Below are 17,289 nucleotides of genomic sequence, written 5' to 3'. Positions count from 1 at the left end.
CAATGAATCGCTTGCAGCCCCCGTGCAGCCGCTCTAGCGTTCATGAGTTTGGGAGATAATGCGAGAAACGCAAGGGAAACGCCAATGCTGCCGGGCCTCAAGGCCGGATTCACGCTCGACTCCAGGTTGGAGGCGGACAGCGAGCAGCTGATGTGGCTCGGCCTGTGCGAACTCAGGGTGATGAACGACCGCCGCTGGCCATGGCTGGTGCTGGTGCCGCAGCGGCCCGGCATCGAGGAAATCCACGACCTGACGCCGCTCGACCAGGCGATGCTGACCTTCGAGACCAATATGGTGGCGCAGGCGCTGAAAAGAGCCACCGGCTGCACCAAGATCAATACCGGCGCGCTCGGCAACATCGTGCGGCAACTGCATGTCCACGTCATTGCCCGCTCGGAAGCCGATCCGGGCTGGCCGGGCCCGGTATGGGGGCACGGCATGCGCGAGCCCTATCAGCGTTCCGACATCCGCCGGTTTGCGCAACAGATAAAGGCGGCGCTATAAACCGCCAGTGTTCATCCCAGAGCCGGATGATTTCAGGTCTGTTCGACCTGAAATCTGAATCCGCCTCTAATCAAAGAAAGAGAGCATGATGTCGTCCGAAAACCGCTTCACACTTTTCGGCATCATGCTCTAGCGTTTGAGCTTCCATGACCTTTCGCCTATTTGACGCGCCCTTGCGCGAGCCGAGCCAGCTCGTCGGTTTCGCCGGCAACACGATCGACCGGCAATCCGAGAACCGCGCCGACGATTCCGTCGAAAAGGCGCTGGCTGATCCTTCCACCAGGCTTTTGCCGATGCATGGTGGCCGCCTGCATCTGAAGTTGAACGACGGCCGCTTCGACCCCTGGTTCGACCTGGCTGAAAGCCAGAAGCTGCAGCCATCGCTTGCACAGGGTGTGCTGCTTGGGTTTTCCGAAAGAGGCCCGGTGCTGGCGGTGCCGGTTGGCATCGAGCCGGAGCAGTTGCCGGATACCATCAAGGCCATCGACTATCGCTCGGTCTATATGCAGGGGCTGATCGACGAGGCGGCGGCGGGCGCGCTGGCGCAAGGGGCTGCGCTGCTCGCATGGCACGCCAGCCATCGCTTCTGCAGCAAATGCGGCCACGAATCGCAAATGCGGGCCGGCGGCTATAAGCGGCACTGTCCGAACTGCGGCACCGAGCATTTTCCGCGCACGGATCCAGTTGCGATCATGCTGACGGTGACACGCGAAAAATGCCTGCTTGGCCGCGGCCGGCATTTCGGGCCGGGCATGTATTCAGCGCTTGCCGGCTTCATCGAGCCGGGCGAGACCATCGAGGCGGCGGTGCGCCGCGAGACGCTGGAGGAAGCCGGCATCCGGCTCGGCCGCGTCGTCTACCATGCCAGCCAGCCCTGGCCGTTCCCCTATTCGCTGATGATCGGTTGCTTCGGCGAACCGCTCAACGAAGACATTCAGGCCGATCTCAACGAGCTGGAAGACTGCCGCTGGTTTTTCCGCGACGAGGTGCGCTCTATGCTGGAGAGGACGCACCAGGACAATCTGGTGACACCCCCGAAAGGCGCGATCGCGCATCATTTGATCCGCGCCTGGGTCGACAGCGAATAAGTAGGGATAACGGGAGCAAAAAATGATCCGTCACACCGTGGTTTTCACCCTGAAGCACCCGCAATACTCGCTGGAGGAAAAACGATTCCTCTCCGACGCCAAGCGAATCCTCAGCGCGATCAAGGGCGTCACCCATTTCGAGCCGCTGCGGCAGGTCAGCCCCAAGAACGACTATCACTTCGGCTTCTCGATGGAGTTCGCCGATCAGGCCGCCTACACCAGGTACAACGAGCACCCCGACCACGTCGCCTTCGTGCGCGACCGCTGGGTCCCGGAAGTCGAAACCTTCATGGAAATCGACTACGTGCCGCTGACACTTTTAGTTTAGTCGGCGACCTTCCACTGCTCGCGGGACTCGCTCGCGGGATAGACGCCGAGTATCCGCACTTCGCGCGAGAAGAAGCGCAGTTCGTCAAGCGCCAGCTTGACCAGCGGATCATCGGGATGGCCCTCGATGTCGGCGTAAAACAGCGTCGCCGTGAAAGCGCCGAGCTGGTAGCTCTCCAGCTTGGTCATGTTGATGCCGTTGGTGGCGAAACCGCCCATCGCCTTGTAGAGCGCGGCCGGCACGTTGCGGACACGAAACATGAAGGTCGTCATCATCTTGGTGTCAGTCGAGGGCCGTTCGGCCAATCGCTTGTCCTTGGTCAGGACGACGAAGCGGGTGACGTTCGAGTCAGTGTCCTCGACATTCCTCTCGATGATGTCGAGCCCATAGAGTTCGGCGGCGAGAGCCGGCGCGAGCGAGGCCATGGTGCGATCCTTGAGCTCCGACACCAGCTTGGCAGAGCCCGCCGTGTCGCCGGCAATCACCGGTTTCCAGCCATTCTTGCGGATGTATTTGCGGCACTGCCCCAGCGCATGGATATGGCTGTGCACGGTCTTGATCTCTTCGCGCTTGACGCCCGGCAACACCATCAGCTGGAAGTGGATCGGCAGGAAATACTCACCGACGATGTGCAGCTTCGATTCCGGCAGCAGATGGTGGATGTCGGCGACCCGCCCGGCGATGGTGTTTTCGATCGGGATCATGGCGAGGTCGGCCTTGTTGGTCTCGACCGCGTTGAACGCATCCTCGAAGGTCGGGCACGGCAACGGCTCCATCGAAGGGAACATGTTGCGGCTGGCGGTGTCGGAATTGGCGCCGGGCTCGCCCTGGAAGGATATTCTGTTGGTCTTTTCAGGCATGCCGATATCTCAGGTTGAAAGGGTCTCAGGAAAGGATTTGCCTGGCGCGTTCGAGGTCTTCCGGCGTATCGACGCCAAGCGGCAGCGACTGCACGATCTCGGCGTCGATGCGCATACCGGCCTCCAGCGCCCGCAGCTGCTCCAGCCGCTCGCGCCGCTCCAGCGGCGACGGTTTTAGTGCGACGAAGCGTTCGAGCGCCGCGCGCCGATAGGCGTAAAGGCCGACATGGTGATAGAGCGGCCCCTCGCCCCAGGGCGCGGTGGCGCGAGTGAAATAGAGCGCCTTGAGCCGCGTCGCCGACAGCGGCGAGCCGACAATCTTGACGACATTGGGATTGGTCTTTTCCTCGTCACGGACGATCTCGACGCCGAGCGTGGCGATGTCGACCGCGGCGTCCTCGAACGGCCGCAGCGCTGCCCCGATGATCTCCGGATCGATGGTCGGCAGATCGCCCTGTACATTGACGATGGTTTCGACCTTGTGGCCAGGGTCGAGCGCGCTCAGCGCCTCGAAAATGCGGTCGGAGCCGGATTCGTGATCGATGCGCGTTATCACGGCTTCGAAACCGTGCGACCGCACCGCTTCGGCCACGCTTTGCGTGTCGGTTGCCACCACCACCCGGCCAAGCCCGGCCTCGGCGGCGCGGCGGGCGACATGCACGATCATCGGCGCGCCGGCTATGTCGGCCAGCGGCTTGCCCGGCAGGCGCGTCGAGGCCATGCGGGCCGGGATCAGGATGAGCGTGGACATTGGGGCTGCTGGCGTTTGAAAAGACGATGGGAAAAGTGGCAAAAGGTCTCACTGGAAGCGCCCTTATAGGTGTTGCAACGCTGGAGCAAAAGACCTAGTTTCCGCCCGATTTGACCGGCTCGACGGGGCGGGTCAGGATACCGACGGACGGAGTGGACGATCGGTCCGCCGGAAAAGGGAGCAAGGGGCGCATGGATTCCAACGAAGTCAACAAGCTGCTCGCCGGATTGCTCGGAACCTGTTTCGTCGTTTTCTCGGTCGGTCTTGTGTCTGACGCGCTGTTCGCCTCGCCCGCGCCCGAAAAGCCAGGCTTCGCCATCGAGGCGACCGAGCCAGCCGAAGGCGGCGGCGCCGGCCCTGCCGTTGAAGCCAAGCCGATTGCCGACCTGCTGGCCACCGCCAATGTCGAGCAGGGTGCCGCCGTGTTCAAGAAGTGCCAAGCCTGCCATTCCGGCGAAAAGGGTGGCCCGAACAAGGTCGGCCCGGACCTTTGGGACCTGATCGATCGCCCGGTGGCCGCGCATGAGGGCTTTGCTTATTCAGCCGGCATGAAGGATTTTTCCAAGGGCGGCACCGAGAAGTGGACGTACGACAACATCAACCACTTCATCACCTCGCCGAAGAAATTCGTGAAGGGCACGGCGATGGGCTTTGCCGGCCTGCCGAAGGACGAGGACCGCGCCAACGTCATTGCCTATCTGCGCACGCTGTCGGACAGCCCGAAGCCGCTGCCGGCCCCAGGTGCCGCTGCTGACGCGTCAGCGCCGGCCAAGCCCGCCGAGGGCGCTGCTCCGGCAAAGCCGGCTGAAGGTGCGGCGCCTGCCGCCCCGGCAGCGCCTGCCAAATAACCAAATTGTCATCTCGATGACCTCAGAAAAGCCGGGTTCAGCCCGGCTTTTTTGTTAGGAAAACTGCATATGCGGCGACAAAGCCGTCGCATGGCGGTTTTCACCGGCGTCAAATCATCTAGGATTGCCGGGCATCGCGAAGAGGAGAACGCATGACGGTTGGCCGAACGCTTCTGAGGTCCATGCTGGCAGCAGTCGTTGTGGCTGCCGGGTTGCAAGCGGCCGCTGCGGACGAATGGCACACCACCTCTTCACTGATCGGTCCCTCCAAATATGGCGAGAACTTCCAGCGCTACGATTATGTGAACCCGGACGCGCCGAAGGGTGGCACCTACAATTCGGTGGTTTCCGGCACATTCGACAGCTTCAATCCCTACATCGTGCAGGGCTCGCCGGCGGCCGGCCTGCAGCCATTTGGCGGCGGCCTGCTCTACGACACGCTGATGGATCAGGCGACTGACGAAGGCAGCGTCAGCCACCCGCTCATCGCCGATGCCTACAAGTACCCGACCGACTATTCCTCGGCCACCTACCGGCTCGACCCACGCGCGAAATGGCATGACGGGCAGCCGATAACCACCGACGACGTGATTTGGTCGTTCCAGGTGCTGAAGGCCAACAGCCCGATGTACAGCCGCTATTTCGAAAACGTCACCGACGCGGTCGCCATCTCGGACCGCGAGGTCGAGTTTCATTTCGACCAGAAGGGCAATCGCGAACTGCCGAAAATTCTCGGCGACCTTGTCGTGTTGCCCAAGCATTGGTGGGAAGGCACCGACGCCACGGGCAAAAAGCGTGACATCACCAAGGGGACGCTGGAGCCGCCACTAGGCTCGGCTGCCTACAAGATCGCCAGCTTCAAAGCGGGGTCGGAAATCGTCTGGCAGCGCGTGCCCGACTATTGGGGCACCAAGCTAGCGGTGAAGATCGGCCGCGAGAATTTCGACGCCCAGCATTTCACCTACATTCTTGACGACAACGCCTCCTGGGAGGCGTTCAAGAAGGGAGGGCTCGACGACATCAAGCCGGAAAACAGCTCGAAGCGCTGGGCGACGTTTTATGATTTCGCGGCGATCAAGGCCGGCGACGTGATCAAGCAGGAGTTCAAGACCACCTCGCCCGAGCCGATGCAGGCCTTCATGCTCAACCAGAGGCATAAGCTGTTTGCCGATCGGCTGGTCAGGGCCGCGCTCACCTACCCCTTCGATTTCGAATCGATGAACCGCACGCTGTTCTTCGGCTTCAACACCCGCACCCACAGCTATTTCCAGGGCACGGAACTGGCCTCAAGCGGCCTGCCGCAAGGCAAGGAACTGGAAATCCTGGAGAAGTACCGCGATAGGCTGCCACCGGAGCTGTTCACGCAGGAATTCAAGCTGCCGGTCTACGATTCGCCACAGGCCGAGCGCAAATATCTGAAGCAGGCGGTCGACCTGTTCGCCCAGGCCGGCTGGGTGATCAAGGGCGGCAAGATGGTCAACGCCAAGACCGGCGAGCCATTCAAGTTTGAAATCCTCGGCTCGGGTGAAACCGACCAGGTCATTTCCAGCCCCTGGATCGCCAATCTGCGCAAGATCGGCGTCGATGCGACATTGCGCATCGTCGACCCGAGCCAGTACACCAACCGCGTCAGAAATTTCGATTACGACGTCATCACAGGACAGCTTCAGCAGTCGGAATCGCCCGGCAACGAGCAGCGCGACTTCTGGAGCTCCAAGGCCGCCGACACACCGGCATCGCGCAACTATTCCGGCATCAAGAACCCGGTCGTCGATGCCCTTGTCGACCGCATCATTTTTGCCACCGACCGCGACGACCTCGTCGCCGCGACCCATGCGCTCGATCGCGTGTTGCTGTGGAATTACTATGTCGTGCCGCAATACCACCGCGCCGTGGTGTGGCTGGCCTACTGGAACAAGTTCGGCATCCCGGAAAAGCAGCCCGGCTACCGTGGCGCCGACATCGATTCCTGGTGGATCGATGCGGACAAGGAAAAGGCGCTAGCCGCCAAGTACAAGGGCAGCAATTGATGGCGGTGCTCCCTCGCCGCGATTTCCTGGCGCTCGGCGCTGCAGCGACCGCCGCTGCGCTGTTGCCCGGCAAGGCTTTCGCCGCCAGCCCGACCGGCGAGAAACTGCATGGACTGTCGGCTTTCGGCGACCTCAAATACAAGCCGGACTTCACCCACTTCGACTATGTCAATGTCGATGCGCCGCAAGGCGGCATCTTCAATTTCCTGCCGCGCACCTGGGGCTCCAACCAGACGCCGCTGACCTTCAACACGCTGAATTCGTTCGTTCCCAAAGGCGATTCGCCGCAACGCATGGAAATGTGCTTCGACTCACTGATGGTGAGAGCGTTCGACGAGCCTGACGCCGTCTACGGGCTGATCGCCGACGGCGTGACGATTTCCGACGATCGCAACGGTTTCACCTTCTCGCTGCGCCCGCAGGCCCGTTTCCATGACGGCACGCCGCTGACGGCTGAGGACGCCGCCTTTACCTTCAAGCTGCTCAAGGACAAGGGACACCCGGACTATTCGCTGCCGTTGACGCATCTGGATGACGCGATCGCCGTGGACGCCCACACGGTGCAGCTCAGGTTCTCCGGCAAGCAGACAAGCCGCACCATCCTCAACGTCGTCGCGTTCCCGATCCTGTCAAAGGCTTTCTACACAGCCAACCCGTTCGATTCCTCGCAGATGAACCCGCCGCTGGGGTCAGCCGCCTACAAGGTCGGCCGCTGGTCGGCAGGGGCCTGGATCGAATATGAGCGTGTGGCTGACTATTGGGGCAACGACCTGCCGGTCAATCGTGGCCAAAACAATTTCGCTCGCATCCGCGTCGAGTTCTACCAGGATCGCAACGCTTCCTTCGAGGCGTTCAAGAAGGGAGAGATCCTCTACAAGGAGGAAGCCGTCTCTCGGATTTGGGCGACGGGTTACGACTTCCCCGCTTTCATTGCCGGCAAGGTGGTGAAACACGAATTCCCGGCCGAAACGATGCCCTCCATGCAAGCCACCGCCGTCAACCAGCGGCGCGAGCAATTCCGCGACCCGCGCGTGCGGCAGGCGCTCGGTCTCTGCTTCGACTTCGAATGGACGCGGCGCAATTTCTTTTACGGTTCCTATGAGCGCTCGCAATCCTGCTTCGAGCAATCCGATTTTCGCGCCGAAGGCGTGCCATCGCCCGGGGAATTGGCTCTTCTCGAACCGCTGCGCGATCAGATTCCCGCCGAGGCTTTTGGTGAAGCCGTGACCCAAGCGGTGTCGAATGGCTCCGGCCGCGACCGGCAGTTGCTTGGCAAAGCGGCCAAGCTCCTGGCTGACGCCGGCTGGAAACGCTCCGGCAATTTTGTTGTGAACGACAAGGGCGGTCGGCTGTCGGCGGAGATCCTTGTCGACGACGAAGTCTTCGAACAGGTTTATTCGCCTTGGGTCGAAAACATGAAGGCGGTCGGCATCGATGCCTCGATCCGGCTGGTGGATGCGGCGCAGTATCAGCTGCGGCAGAATTTGTTCGATTACGATCTTATCTCGGTTGCGGCCCGGTTTCCGGCGACACCGACCCGTGACGACCTCGAAACCTTTTTCCACTCGCGAACAGCTACCCTGTCCGGCACACGCAACCTGCCGGGAACATCGAGCCCGGCCATCGACGCCCTGGTCGATGCCGCGGGCGCCGCCGAGGATCGCGAAAGCCTGACAATTGCCATGCGCGCGCTCGACCGGGTCTTGCGTGCACGACGCGATTGGATTCCAAGTTGGTTCCTGGCGAATCACCGAAGCGCCTATTGGGACATGTTCGGTTTTCCCGAGCGGAAACCCGATTTCGACTTTCCGGTCGAAGCGCTGTGGTGGGTCGACAAGGGCAAGGCGGTAAAAATTGGCAAAGCCTGACATGACCGTTCGCGCAGGATTGGCGGCCTGATGGGCGCCTATATACTGCGCCGCATCCTGCTGATGATCCCGACCCTGTTCGGCATCATGGCGGTCGCTTTCGTCGTCACTCAATTCGCACCGGGCGGACCGGTCGAGCAGGTCATCGCCAGCCTGACCAACCAGGGCGGCAGCGACCGCCTCGGCAGCGGCGGCGGCGATGCGGGAGGTGGCGGCAATTTCGATGTGGCCGGCGACGTCGGCTCGAAATACCGCGGCGCGCAGGGGCTCGATCCCGAGTTCATCAAGAAGCTGGAAAAGCAGTTCGGCTTCGACAAGCCGCCGCTCGAACGCTTCGGCATGATGCTGTGGAACTATTCCCGCTTCGATTTCGGCGACAGCTATTTCCGTGACATCTCGGTGCTCGACCTGATCCTGGAGAAAATGCCGGTATCGATCTCGCTCGGATTGTGGATCACGCTTTTGTCCTATCTGATCTCGATCCCGCTCGGCATCCGCAAGGCGGTCAAGGACGGCTCCGCCTTCGACGTCTGGACCAGCGGCGTGATCATCGTCGGCTATGCCATACCGGCCTTCCTGTTCGGCATATTGCTGATGGTGCTTTTCGCGGGTGGCTCGTTCTGGGACTGGTTCCCACTGCGCGGCATTGTTTCCGACAATTGGGACCAGCTTTCGTGGCCGGACAAGATCGTCGACTATTTCTGGCACATGACCTTGCCGCTGACGGCGCTGGTGCTGTCGGCCTTTGCCACGACGACGCTGCTGACCAAGAACTCCTTCCTGGAAGAGATCCGCAAACAGTATGTGGTGACGGCCCGCGCCAAGGGCCTGTCGGAGCGGCGGGTGCTTTACGGACATGTGTTCCGCAACGCCATGCTGATCGTCATTGCCGGCTTTCCCGCCGCCTTCATCTCGGCCTTCTTCACCGGCTCGCTTTTGATCGAGAACATCTTTTCCCTCGATGGTCTCGGGCTGCTCGGCTTCAGGTCCGTGTTGGCGCGTGATTATCCGGTCGTGTTCGCCAACCTCTATATATTTTCGCTGCTTGGCCTGTTCGTGACGCTGCTGTCCGACCTGATCTACACATGGGTCGATCCGCGCATCGATTTCGAGCGGAGAGACGTCTGATGACGCAGGCCGCAGCCGAGACGACACCGACAAGGATCGCGCGGCCCTGGCTGTCGCCGCTCAACAAGCGGCGTTGGCAGAACTTCAAGGCCAACCGGCGCGGCTACTGGTCGTTGTGGATATTCCTCGCTCTGTTCGTGCTGTCGCTGTTTGCCGAATTGATCGCCAACGACAGGCCGATCGTCGCCTACTACAAGGGCGAGATCCTGTTCCCGGTGGCGGTCGCCTACCCCGAAGAAAAATTCGGCGGTTTCTACGCCGTCACCGACTATCGCGACCCGGTCATCCGCGACGAGATCAACGCCAATGGCTGGATGATCTGGCCGCCGATCCGCTATTCCTACCGCACCGTCAACAATGCGATCCCCGACGCCGCTCCGGCAAAACCGTCATGGGAATACGACGCGCAGAAGCGATGCAGCCAGTATCCGCAGGGCGCTGCCGATCCTGACTGCATTGTCGGCAACTGGAACTGGCTGGGTACCGACGACCAGGCGCGCGACGTGCTGGCGCGCATCATCTACGGGTTCAGGATTTCCGTGCTGTTCGGACTGATCCTGACCGCGGGCTCGTCGGTGATCGGCGTCGCTGCCGGCGCCCTGCAAGGCTATTTCGGCGGCTGGACCGACCTCCTGTTTCAGCGCTTCATCGAAATCTGGTCGGCGATACCGCTGCTCTATCTCTTGCTCATCGTTGCCGCCATCCTGCCGCCGGGCTTCTTCATCCTGCTTGGACTGATGCTGCTGTTCTCCTGGACGTCGCTGGTCAGCGTGGTGCGCGCCGAATTCCTGCGCGCGCGCAACTTCGAATATGTCAATGCGGCCCGCGCGCTTGGCGTGTCCAACCGCACCATCATGCTGCGCCATCTTCTGCCCAACGCCATGGTGGCGACGCTGACCTTCATGCCTTTCCTGGTCAGCGCCTCAATCTCAACGCTGACCTCGCTCGATTATCTCGGCTTCGGCTTGCCGCCCGGCACCGCTTCGCTTGGCGAGCTGCTCAAACAGGCGCAAAGCAATCTCAACGCTCCCTGGCTTGGCATATCCGGCTTTGTCGTCATCTCGCTGATGCTGTCGCTGCTGGTGTTCATTGGCGAGGCGACGCGCGACGCCTTCGACCCGCGCAAGGCGTTCCGATGAGCGAACCCCCGCTCTCCGTCCGCGATCTCAGCGTCGCCTTCACGCAAGGCGGCAACGAGTCGATTGCGGTCGACCACATTTCCTTCGATCTCGCCAAGGGCGAGACGGTGGCGCTGGTCGGCGAATCCGGCTCGGGCAAATCGGTCTCGGCGCTGTCGGTGCTGAAGCTCTTGCCCTATCCGACAGCCAGCCACCCTTCAGGCAAAATCCTGTTCCAGGGCGCCGACCTGCTGGCGATGAACGAAAAGCAGTTGCGCAGCGTGCGCGGCAACAAGATCACCATGATCTTCCAGGAGCCGATGACCTCGCTCAATCCGCTGCACACGATCGAGCAGCAGATCGTCGAGATCCTGGCGCTGCACCAGGGCATGGGCGACCGCCAGGCCAAGGCGCGCACACTGGCGCTGCTCAACGAGGTCGGCATACGCGAGCCGGAGAAGCGGCTCGACGCCTTTCCGCACCAGCTGTCCGGCGGCCAGCGCCAGCGCGTCATGATCGCCATGGCGCTGGCCAACGAACCGGAACTGCTGATCGCCGACGAACCGACGACGGCGCTCGACGTCACTGTGCAGGCGCAGATCCTCGAACTGCTGGCGGGGCTGAAGAGCCGCAAGGGCATGTCGATGCTGTTCATCACCCATGATCTCGGCATCGTCCGCAAGATCGCCGACCGCGTCTGCGTGATGACCAAGGGCAAGATCGTCGAGACCGGGCCGACCAAGGAGATCTTCGCCAACCCGCAGCACGCCTATACCAAGCACCTTCTGGCCGCCGAGCCGAAAGGCAAGCCGCCGGCCGCAAACGCCACCGCCAAACCTGTGATGACGGGCAAGGACATCAAAGTCTGGTTTCCCATCAAGAAGGGTTTCTTCCGCACCACCGTCGACAATGTGAAGGCGGTCGACGGCATCGACGTCACCGTGCGCGCCGGCCAGACACTCGGCGTCGTCGGCGAGTCCGGTTCGGGCAAGACGACGCTCGGCCTGGCGCTGGCGCGGATGATCTCGTCGACCGGCACCATTCAGTTCAACGGCAGCGACATCAACCAGCTGACCTTCAACGCCATGCGGCCGCTGCGGCGCGAGTTGCAGATCGTCTTCCAGGATCCGTTCGGCTCACTCAGCCCGCGCATGTCGGTGTCCGAGATCATCGAGGAAGGTCTGAAGATCCACGAGCCGAAGCTGTCGCCCGACCAGCGCGACGACAAGGTGGTCGCTGTGCTGAAAGAGGTCGGGCTCGATCCCGCGACCAGGAACCGCTACCCGCATGAATTCTCTGGCGGCCAGCGCCAACGCGTCGCCATTGCGCGCGCCATGGTGCTCAATCCGCGCTTCGTCATGCTGGACGAGCCGACCTCGGCGCTCGACATGAGCGTGCAGGCGCAAGTGGTCGATCTGCTGCGCAACCTGCAGGCCAAGCACGACCTTGCCTATCTGTTCATCAGCCATGATCTGAAAGTCATTCGCGCCCTTGCCAACGACGTCATCGTCATGCGCAATGGCAAGATCGTCGAAGCCGGCCCGTCCGAGCAGATTTTCGAGCAGCCGCAGACCGATTATACCAAGGCGCTGATCTCGGCCGCGTTCAGGATCGAGACGGCGCCGGTCGGTATCGTCAGCGAATAACAGGGAATACAATCCGCAAATGGAAAAAGGCAAAATCCTGCTTGCCGTCACCGGCTTTCATCCGCAGCGCTGGCGCGAGCTGCTCTCGGCCGAGCGCGAGGTGGTGCTGGAGCCGGATGGCGCCAGCGATCCTTCGATCACCTATGCGGTGGTGTGGAAGCAGAAGCCGAACCTCCTGAAGTCGCTGCCCAATCTGCGCGCCATCTTCTCGATCGGCGCCGGTGTCGACCACATCTTCGCCGATCCCGGCCTGCCCGATGTGCCGATCGTCAAGGTGGTCGCTGACAACCTTACCCAGTACATGACCGAATATGTCGTCTGGCGAGTGCTCGACCATCACCGCCAGGGCATGCTCTACCGCGCGCAGCAACCGAAGAAGACCTGGTACGAACCGCCACAGCGACCGGCCGGCGACATCTCGGTCGGCATTATGGGGCTCGGCAATCTCGGCCGCGCGGCGGCGTCGGTGCTGTTGTCGCTTGGCTTTGCGGTCAATGGCTGGTCGCGTAGCGACAAGGCCATGAAAGGTGTTTCGACCTATGCCGGAGAGGCCGGGCTGATCCCCTTCCTCAACGCCACCGACATATTGGTGGTGCTGTTGCCGCTGACGCCGGACACGCACGGCATCATCAACCACGGCGTGCTGAAGGAATTGCGCAAGCGTAACGGCCTCGGCGGCTCGGTGCTGATCAATGCCGGACGCGGCCGGCTGCAGAAGGACGCCGACATTTTGCGCGCGCTGGATGACGGCACGCTGAAGGAGGCAAGCCTCGATGTGTTCGAGGTCGAGCCGCTGCCCAAGACCAGCCCGCTCTGGGGCCATCCCAAAGTGTTCGTAACGCCGCATGCGGCGGCAACCTCGGACCCTGTCCACCTGGCACCGGGCATGCTTCGGCAGATGGATGCCTTCGAGCGCGGCGAAAAGCTCGACAATCTGGTGGACCGCAAGGCGGGGTACTAAGGACCCCGCTGGGCTCTAGCTCGGCAGAGCGAACTTCTTCTGCTTGTTGGGCTTGCCGCAGTCGCGACGTTCTATCGAGCGGTTCATGGCGTCGATCTTGCCGCTTGCCAGGTCGGTGTCGCGTTTATTCTTGGAGCGCACGTCCGGCGTGAATGGGCCGAAGCCCATCGCCGGATTGGAGAAGCTCGGCTTGGCGTCCGTCGACAGATGATATTGCTGCGCCAGCCCATTGCGCTGCGCCAGCAACTGGTCACAAGGCACGCTGTCATACTGCAGTGACGATTGCACGTCCTGGTCCTGCCGTTCTGACATCGAACTGCCCATGCAGCCGGTCATTGCCAGGCAAGATGCCAAGACCATCATGTTCCAGCGCATCTGTTCCTCCTCAATGCCAAACCGAGCGGATCTTTTCTCGGCAGATATCCTATCTGATGCCGCGCCAGCCGCAAAAATCCCAGTCACATTTTCGAACAGGACGAGACATCAGCCGGACGACAGCGTCGCCAGCACGGCCAGCCCATCGACCGGCTGGCGGCGATCCCAGCGGATGACGGTCGGCTGCATGGATAGGACCGACAGGTCGTTGGCGGTAAGCACCTGTTCGACATAGGCTTGAGAATGGACGTAGCGGCGCGATGGCCGCAGCGCGAAGCCGGCCTCGCCGGCCGCCTCGCCCGGCGTCTCGACGGAAAACGCAAACAGGCCATTGCCCGCCAGAATTCCGGCGACGGTCTTCACCACGCCTTCGAGCGCGCCGACATAGATGAAGACGTCGGCGGCCACCACCAGATCGGCCTTCGGGCCGGCATAGGCAAAATGCTGCAGATCGGCCTTGGCGAGCAGGTCGTAGACGCCCTTGGCGCGGGCCTTTTTCAGCATGGCGGCGGAGATGTCGTAACCCTCCAGCCGATCGGCGACCGGCCTCAGTCTTTCGCCCATCAGGCCGGTGCCGCAGCCGAGGTCGAGAGCCAGCGAAAAGCGGCCCGGCCTTGCCGTTCGAATGACGCGATCGAGAAACTCAGGCAGCCGGTAGCCGAGCTTGTCAACCAGCTCACCCTCGAAGGTTTCGGCATAATGGTCGAACAGCGTTTCGACGAAGGCGCTTGGCGGCGCCGCGGCAGAAGGCGCCTTGCCGATCAGTTGCAACTTCAGCGCAGCACCCAGGCGATCCGTGGGATCTAGCTTCAGCGCCATTGCCCAGGCCTGCGCCGCCAGGCCGAGCCGTTCCGTTGTCTCCTGCATCTCGCCGAGGCGGAACCAGCCTGCCGCCCATTGCGGCGCCAGCTCCAGCGCACCGAGCAGGAGTTCCGCAGCTGCAGCAGGGTCGCCCGAGCCGTACAGCATCTCGGCATAGTCGGCACGGCGGTCGGTGGTCAGGTCGCCGGACGAGGTTTTCAGCGGTTGCATGGCGAAAGGTCCGCCGGCAGATGCGGCCGGTGACTGGCTGTAGGACGAGTCAGCAGTCTCTTGCAACAGGCTTCCCGCGCCGCAATTAGCCACTATCTTGACAGGATGCGCGCCAGCGACCTGCTCCATTCCCGGCCGGAGGGCCTTTATTGCCCGCCCGGCGATTTCTTCATCGACCCGGTGCGCCCGGTCAACCGGGCGCTGATCACGCATGGCCATTCCGATCATGCCCGCTCTGGCCACCGCTCGGTGCTGGCGACACAGCAGACGCTCGACATAATGGGGCTGCGCTATGGCGAGGACTTTGCCGGGACAACGCAGCCCGCGACGCTCGGCGAGGCGATGGCGCTGAACGACGTCACGGTCACCTTCCACCCGGCCGGCCATGTGCTGGGCTCGGCGCAGATCGCCGTCGAGCACAAGGGCAAACGCATCGTCGCCTCCGGCGACTACAAGCGCCAGAAGGACGCGACTTGCGCACCATTCGAGTCGGTCCAATGCGACGTGTTCATCACCGAAGCGACCTTCGGCCTGCCGGTGTTTCGCCATCCGCCCGACACGGAAGAGATCGCCCGCCTCCTCAAATCGGCGGCGCAGTTTCCCGAGCGGTCGCACCTGGTCGGCGCCTATGCGCTGGGCAAGGCGCAGCGGGTGATGCGGCTGCTGCGCGATGCCGGCTATGACAGGCCGATCTATATCCACGGTGCGCTGGCCAAACTCAGCGAATATTACCAGAGCCAGGGCATCGACCTCGGCACGCTGGAGCCAGCAACCGTGGACAGTGGCGGCAAGCAGGATTTCTCCGGCGCCATCGTCGTCGGCCCGCCCTCGGCGTTTGCCGACCGCTGGGCGCGGCGCTTTCCCGACCCGATCTCGTGCTTTGCGTCGGGCTGGATGCGCATCCGCCAGCGCGCCAAGCAAGGCGGCGTCGAACTGCCCCTGATCATCTCCGATCACGCCGACTGGGACGAACTGACCGCCACTATCAAGGAAACCGGCGCCGGTGAAATCTGGGTGACGCATGGGCGCGAGGAAGCGCTGGTGCGCTGGTGCGAACTCGAAGGCATAGCCGCGCGGCCACTGCATCTGGTCGGCTATGAGGACGAGGGCGATTGAGTTGAACCGCTTCGCCGAACTCCTCGACCGCCTGGTGCTGACGCCGTCGCGCAACGGCAAGCTGACGCTGCTGGTCGACTACTTTCGCAGTGTCGAGGATCCCGATCGCGGCCTGGCGCTGGCGTCGATCACCGGCGACCTCAACATTGCGGCGGTCAAGCCGGCGATGCTGCGTACGCTGGTCACCGAGCGCATGGACCCGGTGCTGTTCGGCTATTCCTACGACTATGTCGGCGATCTCGCCGAAACCGTCTCGCTGGTCTGGCCGCAGACGCCGGGACATATCCCCAACCGGCAGCCGACGCTTGGCGATGTCGTGGCGAAGTTGCAGACGGCAAGCCGCTCCGACGGGCCGAAGGTGCTGGCCGGCCTGCTCGACAGCGCCGGCATCTCGGCGCGCTTTGCCATCATCAAGCTGGTCACCGGCGGCTTGCGCATCGGCGTTTCGGCGCGACTGGCCAAACAGGCGCTGGCCGATTTCGGCAAGGTGGACGTCGCCGAGATCGAGGAACTGTGGCACGGGCTGACGCCACCTTACATCTCGCTGTTCGCCTGGCTGGAGGGCAAAGCCGGAAAGCCCGAGCGGACGGCGCTTGCCCTGTTCAGCCCGGTGATGCTGTCGAACCCGGTCGGCGACGGCGACCTGGAGAAGCTTGATCCGGCCGACTATGCGGCGGAATGGAAATGGGACGGCATCCGCGTCCAGGCGGTGTGCGAAGGCGGCGCCCGCCGGCTCTATTCGCGCACCGGCGATGATGTATCCGGCGCCTTTCCCGATCTCGCCCAGGCGATGAATTTTTCCGCCGCGCTCGACGGCGAGTTGCTGGTCGGCGAGCCCGCGGCGACCGGTACGTTTTCGGACTTGCAGCAGCGGCTGAACCGCAAGAGCGTGACGCCGAAGATACAGCAGCAGTACCCGGCCTTCATGCGCTGCTACGATGTACTGCAGATCGGCGGCGAGGATTTGCGCGCATTGCCCTTTCGCGAGCGACGAATTCGTCTCGAGGCCTTCATCAGAACGCTCGACCCCAGCCGCTTCGATCTCTCGCCACTGGTCGATTTCGCCGATTGGCCGGCGCTGGAGGAACTGCGCCGGGCGCCGCCGCATCCGATTATCGAAGGCGTGATGCTGAAACGCTGGGATTCACCCTATCTCGCGGGACGGCCGAAAGGCCCGTGGTTCAAATGGAAGCGCGATCCGCACACGGTCGATGCGGTGCTGATGTATGCGCAGCGCGGCCATGGCAAGCGCTCCAGCTTCTACTCCGACTACACGTTCGGCGTCTGGTCTGGGCCGGAAGGCGCGGAGGAACTGGTGCCGGTCGGCAAGGCCTATTTCGGCTTCACCGACGAGGAGCTGAAGCAGATCGACAAATATGTCAGGGACAATACGGTCGAGCGTTTCGGCCCGGTGCGCTCGGTGCGCGCCGACCGCAAGCAGGGCCTAGTGCTCGAGGTGGCGTTCGAAGGTCTCAACCGCTCGACCCGGCACAAATCCGGCGTCGCGATGCGATTTCCCCGTATTTCACGGCTGCGCTGGGACAAGCCGACGGCCGAAGCCGACCGCATCGAAACGCTACAGGAACTTCTCGATCGCTAGGCGTAATTCAGAACCGACAGTGCCAACCCAGGCCGG

General features: G+C 62.6%; 16 protein-coding genes. 12 read left to right on the top strand and 4 right to left on the bottom strand.

From position 1 onward, the window contains the following. The first annotated feature begins 84 nt into the window (after positions 1 to 84). The 3 genes from AC1DYO_RS13545 (at position 85) to AC1DYO_RS13535 (ending at position 1,920) form a co-directional block, all read left to right on the top strand. Complete coding sequence (locus AC1DYO_RS13545; RefSeq protein WP_477263939.1) at positions 85 to 504, top strand: HIT domain-containing protein; 420 nt, start codon at positions 85 to 87, stop codon at positions 502 to 504. 146 nt (positions 505 to 650) lie between these two features. Further along, the gene (nudC, locus tag AC1DYO_RS13540) at positions 651 to 1,592 is read left to right on the top strand and encodes an NAD(+) diphosphatase (RefSeq protein ID WP_477263937.1); all 942 of its coding nucleotides are present in this window, start codon (positions 651 to 653) and stop codon (positions 1,590 to 1,592) included. Positions 1,593 to 1,614: 22 nt separating this feature from the next. Beyond that, the gene (locus tag AC1DYO_RS13535; protein ID WP_477263935.1) at positions 1,615 to 1,920 is read left to right on the top strand and encodes a Dabb family protein; all 306 of its coding nucleotides are present in this window, start codon (positions 1,615 to 1,617) and stop codon (positions 1,918 to 1,920) included. Here the strand turns inward: AC1DYO_RS13535 and AC1DYO_RS13530 are convergent. Beyond that, positions 1,917 to 2,780, bottom strand: coding sequence for a prephenate dehydratase (locus AC1DYO_RS13530; protein WP_477263933.1), 864 nt, complete (start codon positions 2,778 to 2,780; stop codon positions 1,917 to 1,919). The two genes, AC1DYO_RS13535 and AC1DYO_RS13530, sit on opposite strands and share 4 nt — an antisense overlap. Positions 2,781 to 2,805: 25 nt before the next feature. After that, a complete protein-coding gene (locus AC1DYO_RS13525) occupies positions 2,806 to 3,531 on the bottom strand; it encodes a 3-deoxy-manno-octulosonate cytidylyltransferase (protein WP_477263931.1) in 726 nt (241 codons plus the stop codon). A gap of 191 nt (positions 3,532 to 3,722) precedes the next feature. On the opposite strand from AC1DYO_RS13525, the gene AC1DYO_RS13520 reads away from it, so the two are divergent. The 7 genes from AC1DYO_RS13520 (at position 3,723) to AC1DYO_RS13490 (ending at position 13,130) form a co-directional block, all read left to right on the top strand. After that, the gene (locus tag AC1DYO_RS13520) at positions 3,723 to 4,379 is read left to right on the top strand and encodes a c-type cytochrome (protein WP_477263929.1); all 657 of its coding nucleotides are present in this window, start codon (positions 3,723 to 3,725) and stop codon (positions 4,377 to 4,379) included. Between the two features lie 152 nt (positions 4,380 to 4,531). After that, positions 4,532 to 6,409, top strand: coding sequence for an extracellular solute-binding protein (locus tag AC1DYO_RS13515; protein WP_477263927.1), 1,878 nt, complete (start codon positions 4,532 to 4,534; stop codon positions 6,407 to 6,409). Next, positions 6,409 to 8,277 carry an extracellular solute-binding protein gene (locus AC1DYO_RS13510; RefSeq protein WP_477263925.1) on the top strand — a complete coding sequence of 623 codons (1,869 nt, stop codon included), beginning with the start codon at positions 6,409 to 6,411 and terminating at the stop codon, positions 8,275 to 8,277. Before AC1DYO_RS13515 ends, AC1DYO_RS13510 begins: the two co-directional genes overlap by 1 nt. A gap of 30 nt (positions 8,278 to 8,307) precedes the next feature. After that, positions 8,308 to 9,405, top strand: a complete 1,098-nt coding sequence (locus tag AC1DYO_RS13505; protein WP_477263923.1) for a microcin C ABC transporter permease YejB — start codon at positions 8,308 to 8,310, stop codon at positions 9,403 to 9,405. Beyond that, positions 9,405 to 10,544 carry an ABC transporter permease gene (locus AC1DYO_RS13500; protein ID WP_477263921.1) on the top strand — a complete coding sequence of 380 codons (1,140 nt, stop codon included), beginning with the start codon at positions 9,405 to 9,407 and terminating at the stop codon, positions 10,542 to 10,544. The genes AC1DYO_RS13505 and AC1DYO_RS13500 overlap by 1 nt, the downstream gene beginning before the upstream one ends. Beyond that, entirely contained in the window at positions 10,541 to 12,169 is a 1,629-nt protein-coding gene (locus AC1DYO_RS13495; protein ID WP_477263919.1) for an ABC transporter ATP-binding protein, read from the top strand. Before AC1DYO_RS13500 ends, AC1DYO_RS13495 begins: the two co-directional genes overlap by 4 nt. A gap of 19 nt (positions 12,170 to 12,188) precedes the next feature. Further along, entirely contained in the window at positions 12,189 to 13,130 is a 942-nt protein-coding gene (locus tag AC1DYO_RS13490) for a 2-hydroxyacid dehydrogenase (protein ID WP_477263917.1), read from the top strand. Between the two features lie 15 nt (positions 13,131 to 13,145). On the opposite strand, the gene AC1DYO_RS13485 is transcribed toward AC1DYO_RS13490, so the two are convergent. After that, positions 13,146 to 13,505, bottom strand: coding sequence for a hypothetical protein (locus AC1DYO_RS13485; RefSeq protein ID WP_477263915.1), 360 nt, complete (start codon positions 13,503 to 13,505; stop codon positions 13,146 to 13,148). Between the two features lie 108 nt (positions 13,506 to 13,613). Next, positions 13,614 to 14,537 carry a class I SAM-dependent DNA methyltransferase gene (locus AC1DYO_RS13480; protein ID WP_477263913.1) on the bottom strand — a complete coding sequence of 308 codons (924 nt, stop codon included), beginning with the start codon at positions 14,535 to 14,537 and terminating at the stop codon, positions 13,614 to 13,616. Positions 14,538 to 14,642: 105 nt separating this feature from the next. Here AC1DYO_RS13480 and AC1DYO_RS13475 point away from each other — a divergent pair, with 105 nt between their 5' ends. Together AC1DYO_RS13475 and AC1DYO_RS13470 are read left to right on the top strand one after the other, a co-directional pair. Then, positions 14,643 to 15,653: a ligase-associated DNA damage response exonuclease gene (locus tag AC1DYO_RS13475; RefSeq protein WP_477264172.1), complete on the top strand. Its 1,011-nt coding sequence runs from the start codon at positions 14,643 to 14,645 to the stop codon at positions 15,651 to 15,653. A 1-nt stretch (position 15,654) separates the two neighbouring features. Beyond that, the gene (locus AC1DYO_RS13470; RefSeq protein WP_477263911.1) at positions 15,655 to 17,253 is read left to right on the top strand and encodes a cisplatin damage response ATP-dependent DNA ligase; all 1,599 of its coding nucleotides are present in this window, start codon (positions 15,655 to 15,657) and stop codon (positions 17,251 to 17,253) included. The last annotated feature ends 36 nt before the right edge of the window (positions 17,254 to 17,289 follow it).

The sequence above is a fragment of the Mesorhizobium sp. P2_F5 genome (assembly GCF_056403715.1).
The sequence above is the reverse complement of the archived record's forward strand: the minus strand, read 5'-3'. Positions and strand labels throughout refer to the sequence as shown.